Raw genomic sequence first — 12,136 nt, 5'->3', positions numbered from 1 at the left:
CGGCAAAATCTGGCGACGGAACGAAAACTGGGAGTTTGGTCCAGAGTCAACGCAGCGTAACCGGGCACAAGAGTCGGAGCGCGATCGAACGAAAGGGAAAGAGCATGTGGCGTCAAATTCTTCAGCGGCTCGTCGTTCTCGGCGCGATGCTGCTCATCGTTTCGCTCGCCGCGTTCTCGCTGCCGTTCATGAGCGACGCCGATCCGGTTCGTACCATCCTGATCTCGCGAACAGGGGACCCGGCGCTCTCGCCCGAGGCCATTGCCGCGCTGCGGGTGGAAATGGGCCTCGACCGGCCATTCCTCGTGCAATATCTGGCGTGGCTGGGCGATGCTTTCAGGGGCGACTTCGGCTATTCCTTCGCCACTCGTCAGCCGGTCGCGTCCGAGATTTTCCGCGCCCTGACAGTCTCGATCACGCTTGCCCTGACGGCGCTGGGCGCCGCCGTTCTGGTCGCCCTTCCCCTGGGCACTCTCGCCGCCATGCGTCCGGGCGGCAGGCTCGACGGGTTCACCACGCTGATGATCCAGGCTTTCGTCGCCACGCCCGAATACTGGTTCGCGCCGATATCGATCCTTGTGTTCGCCCTCTATCTGCATGTGCTGCCCTCGGCGGGCTGGCACGACTGGCGATCGCTCGTACTGCCTGCGCTCGCTCTCACGCTGCGCCCCATGGCCTATTTCACCCAGGTCACCCGGGCCGCGATGATGGACGTACTGGCCGCGCCCTACATCACCGCCGCCCGCAGCCGCGGGCTGGGCATGAGCCAGGCGGTGCTCCGTCACGGGGTGCGCAACGGATCGATCCCGATCGTCACCTTCTTCGCGCTCTGGCTGGCCGGATTGCTCGGTGGGTCGGTGGTGGTAGAGGTGATCTTTGCGATCCCCGGCATGGGCCGCCTGCTCTATGAAGCCGTGGTCAATATGGACATACCGGTCTTACAGGGCGCATTCGTGGCCATCGTCACGTTGTCGGTCCTGATCAACACTCTCGCCGACCTCGCCTACCTTGCCCTCAATCCAGCGTTGCGAGTCCGCCATGGACATTAGCCCCGCCCCCTCACTTGGCCCCACGCACCCTGTTCGCGCTCCTATGTCGCGCCTCACGCGAGCCAGGGCCTTCATCGCTGCGCGGCATTGGACCTTCTTTGCCGGCACGCTGATATTTCTGGCCGTCGTCCTCATGGTCATTCTGGCGCCGCTCGTTGCGCCATATCCGCCCGGCGCCCAGGACCTGCTCAGCAGACTACAGCCGCCCAATCACGAACATTGGCTCGGCACCGATCATCTGGGCCGCGACGTGTTCAGCAGGGTTCTGGTGGGCGGACAGTTCTCCGTGATCATCGCGGCGATCTCGGTGGTTCTCTCAGTCGTGGTCGGCACGTTGATCGGGGTGCTTTCAGGCCGCATCGGCGGACTGTTCGATGAACTTGTCATGCGCACGGTCGATCTGCTGATCTCGGTCCCGGACGTGGTGATCGCCATCTTCCTGGTCGCCGTCTTCGGCCCCGGTTACGTCACGCTGGTCATCTCGCTTACCATAGTGGGCTGGACTCCATACGCGCGCCTGGCCCGTGGCCTGAGCATGTCGATCAACGCCCAGGAATTCATAAGGGCCGCCGAAGTACTCGGCTCGACCCGGCGGTTCGTGATCTTCCGCCACATCATCCCCAATACCGTCCGCCCGATCGCCGCCGTTTCCTTCCTGCGGTTCGGCCATAAGCTGATCACGGTGGGCAGCCTGTCCTTTCTCGGGCTCGGCGTGCAGCCGCCGCAACCGGACTGGGCGCTGATGCTGGCTGATGCGCAGCCCTATCTCGAACGCGCGCCGCTGCTTATGATCGCACCGGGCATCATGATCTTCCTCGCGGCGCTCAGCGTCACGTGGGTCGGGCACGGGCTCGATATCGATACCCGCGAACCGGGAGAGCACTGACCATGACGAGCATCGAACCTGCGGGCCGCCGGGCCACTCCGAAGCGGGGAACGAACGGCTTTAAGCCGTTGCCCCGCCAGACTCTCTCCGGCCAGATCGCCGAGGAGATCCGCACCGCCATCCTCGAACACAAATTTGGCCTGGGCGCCCAACTCAACGAGCAGGAACTGGCCGAACAGTTCCGGGTGAGCCGTGGCCCGGTTCGCGAAGCCCTGCAACGGCTGATTCAGGAGGGGCTGGTGGTCAGCGCCCCGCACCGCGGCGTATTCGTAACTGAGCTCAACAGTTCGGACCTTGCCGACATCTATCTGGCACGCGAGACCCTGGAGGGCGCCGCCATCCGCATCGTGATGCAGTCCGAAAGACTGTTCGAGGTGCGGCGCCTTCTCACCCGCATCACCGAGGACATGGGCGAGGCCGCTAAACGGGACGACTGGCTGGCGATCACCGAACTGGATCTGCGGTTTCACCGCGAACTGGTCGCCGCCTCCCAGAGCCCGCGTCTGATCCGCATGTATACCACCGTGCAGGCGGAAACCAAACTGTGCCTGCACATGCTGATCGGCGGATATCGCGGCAGCGATGCGTTCATCGAGGAGCATCGCAGGCTCGTCGCCCTACTCGGCGGAGACGACGTCGATCAGGTTCTCGATGAATTGCCCCGCCATTTCGGCGATCCCTCGAAAAACCTCAATACGGCCAACAGACGCCGCGATCGGCGGAAAAAGAACAAGGCGGCCTGAGGGAACAACGGCCAGGAGGTTGGAATGCAAAGGAAGGACATCGATGTCGCTCGATACGCTCTATGACCCCACCCGCTTCGCCGCGCCGCGACCCGCCCCGCTGCTTGACGTGGAGAACCTCACCGTCTGCCACCGTCAGGACGGTGTCCACAAACCGATCATCGAGGACCTGAACCTCTCGATCAGGCCGGGCGAAGTCTTGGCCCTCGTCGGGGAGTCCGGCTCGGGCAAGAGCATGACGGCGCTCTCGCTTATGCGCCTTCTGCCACGCGGACTGTCCCTGACCAGCGGCAAGGTCAATTTCGATGGCGAGGACGTCCTCGCGATGAAAGAGGCGAGCCTCAACCGCCTGCGCGGCGGCCGCATTGCCATGCTGTTCCAGCAGCCCCAGGCCATGCTAGACCCGACATCGCGGGTCTGGACCCAGGTAGCCGAACCTCTGCAGTTCCACAGGAGCATCGGTCGCCGGGGCGCGTTCGGTAAGGCCGTCGACTTGCTCAGGGGCGTGGGGATTCCCGACCCGGTCTCGCGCGCCCGGTACTATGCGCAGGAGCTTTCGGGTGGCATGGCGCAGCGCGTCATGATCGCCACGGCCATGAGCGCCAATCCCCAGCTGCTCATCGCCGACGAGCCCACCACCGCTCTCGACGTCACGGTACAGGCCCAGATTTTGCGGCTGATGGACGAGGAGCGCGTCCAGCGAAATCTGGCCATCCTGCTGATCACGCACGATCTCTCCATCGTGTCGGCCTTCGCCCACCGCATCGCCGTCATGTATGCGGGCCGCATCGTCGAGGAGGGGCCGACGGCCGATATCCTCAATGATCCCCGCCACCCGTACACGCGCGGACTGATCCAGTGTTCCATGCTCCAGCCGGAGCATAATGGACGGCTGCTGTCCATTCCCGGCTCGGGCGCGCAGGCCAAGGAAATTTCCCACGGATGCCGCTTCCAGCCGCGCTGCGCGGTGGCCCATTCGGCCGGCATGGACGGCCACTGCTCGGCCATGGAGCCGTCTCTTGCCCATCTGAGCGAGACGCGGCAGGCGCGATGCCATGCCGTCGGGCCCGGCACCGGACATATCTGAGGACAGCACTATGGACGACATCGCCTCAAACACCATCGTTCGCCGTACCACACCGCGCTATGCCGATGTAGTACGCGACCAGCCCGCCTTCCTGGCGCTTGACGGCATCGTCAAGCACTATCCGGTCCAGGGGTTCGGCAGCACCAAGGTCGTCAAATCCGTCGACGGAGTGACTGTCCGCATCGCGGCCGGTGAGGTTCTCGGGCTGGTCGGGGAATCGGGTTGCGGCAAGAGTTCGCTGGCCAAGGTGATCAGCCGCCTCACCAGCGCGACCGACGGTCAGATCACCATAAATGGCCAGGACTGGCTCAAGCCGAGCGGCGAGGAGCTGCGCCGGCAGCGCCGCAACGTGCAATTGATTTTCCAGGATCCGTTCTCGGCCCTCGATCCGCGCATGACCATCGGCGAGAGCATGCTCTCGCCCCTCGCCCAGAACCGGATCGGCAACCATGCCGAGCGGCTCGACAAGGTCTATGACATGCTCGAAGAGGCCGGCCTTGACGCCAGCTTCTTCGACCGGCGGCCGAGCCAGTGTTCCGGCGGGCAGTTGCAGCGCGTAGTGATCGGCCGGGCCCTGCTGCTCGAACCCAAGCTCCTTGTCTGCGACGAGCCGACGTCGGCGCTCGATGCCTCGATGCGCACCCAGATTCTCAACCTGCTCATGGAGCTCAAGCAGAAGCGTGGGCTGACCATGCTGATGATCTCGCACGATCTGCGCGTCGTTCGCTATCTGTGCGACCGCATCGCCGTGATGTATCTTGGCCAGATCGTCGAGATGGCGCCCTCGAACGTATTGTTTGCCGAACCCCGCCATCCCTATACCAAGGCGCTGATCGCCTCCTCGCTGCTCGACCAGACCGGCTTACACGCCGCCGACGGCATGATCGAGGGTGAATTGCCCAGTCCTCTCGACCCGCCCCATGGTTGCCGCTTCCATTCGCGCTGCCGCCACGCACGTCCCGATTGCGCCATCCTCGGGCCCGCCCTCAAGCTGGCGCTGGGCGAGCATTTCGTACGCTGCCGCTATTCCGAGCAGATTGCATCATGAGACCGAAAAGCCTCATCTCGGCAGGCCGCCGGCGGCCACGGAATATCCAGCCGCCGCCGACCCGCAAAACAAACTAAAATATTACCAGAGCACTCGATTAGCAGAATTATTGCCCTCAAGGATAGTAGGATAATTATTGATACAGGCTGTAATTTAAAACGCCTTCGCGGCGCATGTATATTTTGCGCTTTTTGATAGTTGATGGGCCATCAGAGGGGAATACAGAATGTTGAAGCGAATACTTCTTGCATCCTGCGCAATCGTGTTGCCGAATGCGGTCTACGCGCAGGGCGGCCATCTTGTTCAAGCCGACAACTGGACGGTGCGCGCCAATTGGGACCTGTCGAGCGACGATGCCTATCTGGGGTCGCGGGCCGGTTGCTTTGAAAGCCTAGCGCGCATCGATTTCGAGGCAAAGCTCGAGCCTGGGCTCGCCACGGGATGGGAACAGACCAGTCCGACCACCTGGGATTTCGCCATTCGCGAGGGCGTCACCTTCCATGACGGTACCGCACTGGACGCCGAGACGGTGGCCAATGCGCTCAACAACCGGCTGTCGGCCACGGTCCCGGCCCGCGCCTTTTCACCCACGGCCATCACCTCGGTCGAGGCGAGCGGACCCATGACGGTGACCATCACCACCGCCGAAGAGCTCGTGACCCTACCCTCGCAGATGGCCTCACCGGCAACCACCATCCTGTCGCCCGCCGCCTATGAGGGCGGCGAAGTCAATCCGATCGGCACCTGCACGGGCCCGTTCGAGATCACCGAGGTCGATCCCAACCAATATGTCTCCATGGTGCGGTTCGACGATTACTGGGGTACGCCCGCCACGCTCGACAGCGGCCAGATCCGCTTCATCCCCGATGCCAGCACGCGGGGCACGATGGCCCGGACCGGAGAGGCGCAGATCGTGCGCCTCGTGCCCCACTCCATGGTCGCCCAGCTGCAGGGCGATCCCGGCCTGGCGATAGCGGAAGTCCAGGCGCCGCGTATTGCCGAAATGCTGATCAACACCTCGCGGCCGCCCTTCGATGACGTCCGGGTGCGCGAAGCGCTGCGTATGGCCATAGACACCACCGGTATTGCCGCCGCCGTCTATGAGGGTCTTGCCACCCCGGCCAGCGGCCCGTTCCGCGCGGGCGAACCGTGGGCGCCCGACATCGCGCCCACACCCGCCGACCTGGAGGCCGCCCGCGCCCTGTTCGCAGAGGCCGGCGTCGATCCGGCATCGCTCAACATCACCCTTCTGGGCTATACGGCCAAGACCGAGTTCAACGACGTCGCGGTCATCATCCAGGCCATGCTGGGCGAGTTGGGCATCAATGTCGACCTGCGCATCGCCGAGTATGCGGCCATCGAACCCGACATGCTCTCGGGCAATTACGACCTGGCGCTCATGTCGCGCGGCTATCTCACCGACGTGCCCGAGCCGATCGGCTTTTTGACGGCGGATTATGGGTGCGAAGGCAGCTTCAACATTACGCAATATTGCGATCCCGAGTTCGATGCGCTGCTCGACGAGGCCGGGGCTACCGCTGATGAAGCAGGACGCTACGCGATCTACGCCGAGGCCGCCCAGAAGGTCTATGACGAGGCGCTGACCGTGTTCCTCGTCAACGAAACGCTTTACGACGTGGCCAGCAGCGCGGTGGTCAACTACAAGCCCCACCCGCTGAACTATTACTTGTTCACCCCCGAGTTGGGCCTGCAATAGACGCCACGCCACGACCGACCCCGATGGCGACGGTCCGACACGACCGTCGCCATTTCCATGTCATGGATTGCACGCTTTTGGAGAACCCCATCATGTCCGCCAGTTCAGAAATCGGCGCCGTGCTGCGGCGGCCAGACCTGTTCGCGCAAAAGGCGTGGATTGACGGGAGCTGGGTCGGCTCCGCCGACGCGCGCGTCATCGACGTCTTCAACCCCGCGACCGACGCTGTGATCGGCACTGTGCCGCGCCTTTCCGCATCCGAGGTGGCCGAAGCGATCGCGGCGGCGGACCGCGCCTGGCAACGCTGGCGCGCCGTCCCGGCGGGAGAACGCGCCGACATCCTCTATCGCTGGTACGGCCTGATGATGGAACATCAGGACGATCTGGCGAGGATCCTCACACTCGAACAGGGCAAGCCGCTCGCCGAAGCGCGGGGCGAAATCGCCTACGGCGCGGGCTTCGTGCGCTGGTTCGCCGAGGAGGCGCGCCGGATCGACGGCGACGTGATCTCGGCGCCGGGCGGCGACCGGCGTATTCTGGCGCTAAAAGAGCCGGTCGGCGTGTGCGTGGCCATCACGCCTTGGAACTTTCCGAACGCCATGATCACCCGCAAATGCGCGCCCGCTCTGGCCGCCGGGTGCACGATGGTCGTCAAGCCCTCCGACCTGACGCCGTTTTCCGCCCTCGCCATTGCCAGGCTGGGCCGCGAGGCGGGCATTCCGGACGGCGTGCTCAACGTGGTCACGGGCCTTCCCCAGGAGATCGGCGCCGAGCTGACCGACAACGAGGCCGTGCGAAAACTTTCCTTCACCGGCTCGACAAAGGTCGGCAAGCATTTGCTGGGCCGATGCGCCGAAGGGGTCAAGCGGGTCAGCCTGGAGCTGGGCGGGAATGCGCCCTTCATAGTTTTCGAAGATGCCGACATCGCACTGGCGGTCGAGGGACTGATGACCAGCAAGTTCCGCAATGGCGGGCAGACCTGCGTCTGCGCGAATCGCGTTCTGGTTCACGACGCGATCCACGACCGCTTCGTCGCCGAGCTGGCCGCCCGGACGGCGGCACTCAAACTGGGCGACGGTCTGGCGCCCGGCACCACGCTCGGCCCGCTGGTCAATGCCGACGCCGTCGCAAAGGTCGGTCGTCATATCGAGGATGCTCTGGCCAAGGGCGCGCGCGCCGTTCTGGGCAACCGTCCGGCACAGGGCAATTTCGTTGCCCCCACCGTCCTCACAGATGCCCGGCCCGACATGCTCTTTGCCGTTGAGGAAACCTTCGGCCCCATGGCGCCGGTGATCCGGTTTTCCGACACCGAGGAAGCCATCGCCATCGCCAACGGCACGCCCTACGGGCTGGCGTCCTATTTCTACACGCGCGACATGAAGCGAGCCTGGGCCGTCGCCGAGGCCCTGGAAGCGGGTATGGTCGGGCTCAACACTGGCTCGGTCTCACTCGAAGCAAGCCCCTTCGGCGGCGTCAAGCAAAGTGGGCTGGGCCGTGAGGGGTCGAAATACGGCATCGCTGAATATCTCGAGATCAAGGCCTTTCATATCGGCGACGTCTGAAGGCGTCCGCCGTCCCGCTCAATGGAGTTCGGGAAACAACCGCAAAAGCGGGTAATGGCTTTTCACGAAGCAGGGCTTGATGACGACATAGCTGAAATATTTCTCGATCCCGATATTGCGTTCGAGAAGATTTTCCATGGTTTCCTGATAGTGCACGATACCGCGCGCCACGAACTTGATGAGATAATCATAGCCGCCGCTGACCAGATAGCACTCGACCACCTCGTCGACATTGCGGATCGCGCTCTCGAAGCGGCTGAAATCGCCCTGCTTGTGATCGTGAAGCGTGACTTCGGTGAAAACGAAAACCGTTTCGCCCAGCTTTTGCAGATTGAGCTGGGCACCGTAATTGGCGATATAGCCCGCCTGTTCGAGCCGCTTGACCCGCGCCAGACAGGGAGACGGCGAAAGCCCCACGGCATCGGAAAGCTGCACATTGGTGACGCGGCCGTTCTTTTGAAGTTCAGTCAGGATCTTGAGATCAATCCTGTCGAGCTTGGGCAGTTTCATCAATTCGGTGCGCCCCGGAACACGGTTCTGGCCGGAAGTGTCACCCGAAGTTTCCTTCAATACAAGGGCTTAAAGGACAATTCGGGCCGATATTTCTATTTCATCGCCGCCCGGATTTCTCCATCCTCCAGCAGATCATCCAGCGTGCGCTCCAGGCGCGCGAGAAGCTCGGAAATTTCGCCCGGCGTGCACACCAGCGGCGGCGCAAGACCGATCGTGCCGTCCGCAAAGGCGCGAAAGAGCAGCCTGTTGGCATAGCCCGCCGCCGCGAGCTTGGCGGCAATACCGGTCTCGGCGGCAAATTTTGCTTTTTCCGCCTTGTCGCACACCAGTTCGAGGGCGGCGAGCATACCTTGCCCGCGCACGTCCCCGACCAGCGGATGCTCGGCGAGCCGCGCGAGCCCGTCCATGAGTTGCACCCCGGCGCGCTGCCCGTTCTCGATGATCCCGCCCTCGGTGTAGAGCCTGAGCACCTCCAGCCCGACCGCCGCGCTCACCGGATGGGCGGAATAGGTGACGCCGTGCCCGACCGGCCGCGATGGCCCCGCCCCATCCGCGATCGCCGCGTAGATCTGTTCGCTCATGATCACCGCGCCCATCGGCAGGTAACCCGAGGTCAAACCCTTGGCCACCGTCATCATGTCGGGCACCACGTCCTCGTGCTCGCACGCAAACAGCGGCCCCGTCCGGCCGAACCCGGTGATCACCTCGTCGGCGACGAACAGGATGTCGAGCCTCCGGCAGGCCTGTCGCATGGCCGCCAGCCAACCGGCGGGTGGCACGATGACGCCGCCCGACCCCTGCACCGGCTCGCAGAAAAAGGCCGCCACCCGCTCGGGACCGATCCGGGCCACCTCGGCTTCGAGTTCGGCGACCGACTGGGCAATCAGCGCCTGCGGATCCCCGCCCGCCGGGTGGCGATAGGGATAGGGCGAGGCGATCTTGTGCTGGCTGGGCAGGGGCATGTCGAACCCCTCGTGAAAGGCGGGTATGGCAGTCAGGCCCGAACCGAAGGAGGATGAGCCGTGATAGCCGTTGCGGAGCGATATGAACTGCTTCTTGTCCGGCTTGCCGATGGCGTTGAAATAATAGGTGATGAAGCGGACGGCGGAATCGACCGAATCCGAGCCGCCCAGCGTGAAATAGACGCGATCGAGGCCCGGCGGAGTCAATTCGGCCAGGCGCGCTGCCAGAAGGATCGGCGCCTCGGTGGAAAAGTGGAAATATCCGGTGGCATAGGGCAGGCGCAGCATCTGCTCGGTCGCCGCTTCCACTACCGAGCGCTGGCCGTAGCCCGCATTGACGCACCACAACCCGGCAAAACCGTCGAGCAGCCGATTGCCCTCGCTGTCGGTGAGGTAAATTCCATCGCCGGCGTTCAATATGGTCGCGCCGCGCGCTTCGTGCGCTCGGTAGGAGGCCACGGGGTGGATGAGGTGATGTCGGTCCAGTTCGACAAGAGAATTCTTTACCATGGCACGCTCCCATATCGCTGTGCCGATTGTGGGCGGACTGCGCGGCACTTTCCTCCGATGGCGGCGCATCGGTCATCGATATGGGCCGATGCCTGCCGGTCCTCGGCATAGTCTGCCGCAAGGCCGTGGTCAGTATCCGGCGGCCTGCGACACCACCCCGATCATGGCCAACCCCCGTTCGTGGAGCGCGATGTTATCGAGCGTCGCCATGGCCGAACTTTCGGCCCGGGTCTGGCCCGCGATATGGGGCGTCACGATGATGCGCGGGTCGTGCCAGAGCGGATCGTGGGCCGGCAACGGTTCGGGATCGGTCACATCGAGCACCGCGCCCGAAAGCTGCCCGTCATCGAGGGCTGCGATCAGGTCGGCGGCGGCGAGATGGCCGCCCCGGCCCAGATGCACGAGGCCCGCGCCCCGGGGCAAACGGTCCAGAACTGCCCGGCTCAGGATGCCGCGCGTCGTCGCCGTCAGCGGCAGCAGGCATACGCAGATATCGCTTTCCGCCAGAAATTCGGGCAATTGCTCCTGCCCGGCATAGGTCGTGATACCCGCTATCTGTCGGGTGCTCCTTGCCCAGCCCGAAACCGGAAACCCCAGCGCCGTGAGCGCGGCTCCGCTTGCCTGTCCCAGAACGCCGAGCCCCATTATGCCCACCCGCGTCGCCTCGGGATCGCGCACCGGATGCGCCAGCCATTGGCCAGCCTGCTGCTGGGCGCGATAGGCGGGCATGTCGCGCTGCAGCATCAAAACCGCCATGACGGCATAGTTGACGACCGACCGGGTCAGTCCCGGCTCGATCATCCGCACCAGTGTAACGCCCTCGGGAACCTCACCCGGGCCGAACTGGTCGATCCCCGCGCCGATCGAAAAAATCACCTTGAGATTGGGCAGCGCGGCGATGATGTCGGGCTCGGGCATCCAGGCGACGAGATAGCGCACCGATGGCGCGGTCTCCGGGGTGATCTGCGTCAGAAGCGGGCAATCGGGCCGGTGCTCGGCAAAGACGTGATGCCATATCCGCGCACGCTGGCCGCTCGACCGAAACAGCAGCGCCACCGCGCTAGCCCAGCGCCTGGCTGGCCAGTGCGACGAGACGCGGCCGTCCCGCCCGGGCGGGCGCTCCGCCCAGCGCCATGGCCGCGACCCTGTCCACGCCGACCAGCCCGATCGATTGCAGCCAGTCCTGCAATTGCGGATCCTCCAGAACGTCGATCCGCACGAACTGTCCTTCGAGCATCGTGCAGGCGGCGGCAATGATCGGACGCGCCAACGCGGGGGTCTGCGCCACGACCGGGCCGATCAGATACCCGCGACCGAAGGGGCGCGCCAGAGCATAGCTTTGAACCTCTCCATCCGCCCTGCCCGTAAAAACGCGTCCGCTGGAGAAAAGCGCCGCCAGCAGATCGCCCCGATCGAGGCCCGACGCCGCACGGTCGAGGCCGAATATGGCATCCATATCCTCCGGCCCGGCAAGGGCAACATTGCCATCGTCCATGTCCAGAGCCGTTACGAGGGGAAGCCCCTGATGCTGTGCAATGTGGCCGGCCGGGACGAAACCGAGCTTGAGATAGAGCGGCGCACCGGCCAGCGTCGCATGCAGCAGGATCTGCCGGCCGGCGCACGCCGCAAGTCCCTGCTCCATCAGCAGGCGGCCCAGACCGCGCCCCCGATGGGCATCATCGACGATCACCAGCCCGATCGTCGCATGCCCGGCGCCCTGAAACCACCATAGGATGGTGCCCGCAAGTTGCCCGTCCAGGCGCAGGGCCAGCCCCTGCCCCATGGCCAGTGCCACCTGCCAGTCCTCGCGCCGATGCGGCCATTTAAGGGACCGGGTCAGGGCATAGGCGGCATCGAGATCGTCCGGGGTCAGCGGGGAAAGGTCCGCGCTGGCCGGGAGAGCGGCTTGGGCTGGCATAAACGATCCTTTCGAACACGAACCGGCCCGGATCATAGCATCGCGACCCCGGACGAACCTGCCGGATTTGCCGATTCTGAACGCAAACTTGCCGCGCCGTCCGGCAGCCGCCGCACAATATTTGCCGTCCATCGATCTAGG

Annotated in this window: 11 protein-coding genes; 7 read left to right on the top strand and 4 right to left on the bottom strand. The window is 64.4% G+C overall.

Annotated elements, in window-relative coordinates; all coding sequences use genetic code 11:
- Nucleotides 1–104 precede the first annotated feature (104 nt).
- From ACP148_RS03115 to ACP148_RS03085, 7 genes are all read left to right on the top strand, one after another.
- Nucleotides 105–1,049, top strand: coding sequence for an ABC transporter permease (locus ACP148_RS03115; protein WP_421951143.1), 945 nt, complete (start codon nt 105–107; stop codon nt 1,047–1,049).
- Nucleotides 1,039–1,935, top strand: a complete 897-nt coding sequence (locus tag ACP148_RS03110) for an ABC transporter permease (RefSeq protein WP_421951142.1) — start codon at nt 1,039–1,041, stop codon at nt 1,933–1,935. The genes ACP148_RS03115 and ACP148_RS03110 overlap by 11 nt, the downstream gene beginning before the upstream one ends.
- A gap of 2 nt (nt 1,936–1,937) precedes the next feature.
- Entirely contained in the window at nt 1,938–2,678 is a 741-nt protein-coding gene (locus tag ACP148_RS03105) for a GntR family transcriptional regulator (RefSeq protein ID WP_421951141.1), read from the top strand.
- Nucleotides 2,679–2,721: 43 nt separating this feature from the next.
- On the top strand, nt 2,722–3,765 hold the full coding sequence (locus tag ACP148_RS03100; protein WP_421951140.1) for an ABC transporter ATP-binding protein: 1,044 nt from the start codon (nt 2,722–2,724) through the stop codon (nt 3,763–3,765).
- Between the two features lie 10 nt (nt 3,766–3,775).
- A complete protein-coding gene (locus ACP148_RS03095) occupies nt 3,776–4,813 on the top strand; it encodes an ABC transporter ATP-binding protein (RefSeq protein WP_421951139.1) in 1,038 nt (345 codons plus the stop codon).
- 226 nt (nt 4,814–5,039) lie between these two features.
- Nucleotides 5,040–6,530 (top strand): ABC transporter substrate-binding protein, encoded by a 1,491-nt coding sequence (locus tag ACP148_RS03090; protein WP_421951138.1) that lies wholly within the window; start codon nt 5,040–5,042, stop codon nt 6,528–6,530.
- A gap of 92 nt (nt 6,531–6,622) precedes the next feature.
- Nucleotides 6,623–8,092 carry an NAD-dependent succinate-semialdehyde dehydrogenase gene (locus ACP148_RS03085; protein ID WP_421951137.1) on the top strand — a complete coding sequence of 490 codons (1,470 nt, stop codon included), beginning with the start codon at nt 6,623–6,625 and terminating at the stop codon, nt 8,090–8,092.
- Between the two features lie 18 nt (nt 8,093–8,110).
- On the opposite strand, the gene ACP148_RS03080 is transcribed toward ACP148_RS03085, so the two are convergent.
- The 4 genes from ACP148_RS03080 to ACP148_RS03065 form a co-directional block, all read right to left on the bottom strand.
- The gene (locus ACP148_RS03080; protein ID WP_421951136.1) at nt 8,111–8,602 is read right to left on the bottom strand and encodes an Lrp/AsnC family transcriptional regulator; all 492 of its coding nucleotides are present in this window, start codon (nt 8,600–8,602) and stop codon (nt 8,111–8,113) included.
- Between the two features lie 95 nt (nt 8,603–8,697).
- Nucleotides 8,698–10,077 (bottom strand): aminotransferase class III-fold pyridoxal phosphate-dependent enzyme, encoded by a 1,380-nt coding sequence (locus ACP148_RS03075; protein WP_421951135.1) that lies wholly within the window; start codon nt 10,075–10,077, stop codon nt 8,698–8,700.
- A gap of 129 nt (nt 10,078–10,206) precedes the next feature.
- Nucleotides 10,207–11,133: a 2-hydroxyacid dehydrogenase gene (locus ACP148_RS03070; protein WP_421951134.1), complete on the bottom strand. Its 927-nt coding sequence runs from the start codon at nt 11,131–11,133 to the stop codon at nt 10,207–10,209.
- Between the two features lie 4 nt (nt 11,134–11,137).
- On the bottom strand, nt 11,138–11,995 hold the full coding sequence (locus ACP148_RS03065; protein ID WP_421951133.1) for a GNAT family N-acetyltransferase: 858 nt from the start codon (nt 11,993–11,995) through the stop codon (nt 11,138–11,140).
- Between the last annotated feature and the right edge of the window lie 141 nt (nt 11,996–12,136).

This window comes from Pelagibacterium sp., from assembly GCF_965249125.1.
Lineage (GTDB): Bacteria > Pseudomonadota > Alphaproteobacteria > Rhizobiales > Devosiaceae > Pelagibacterium.
This window is presented reverse-complemented; position numbering and strand designations above follow the sequence as displayed.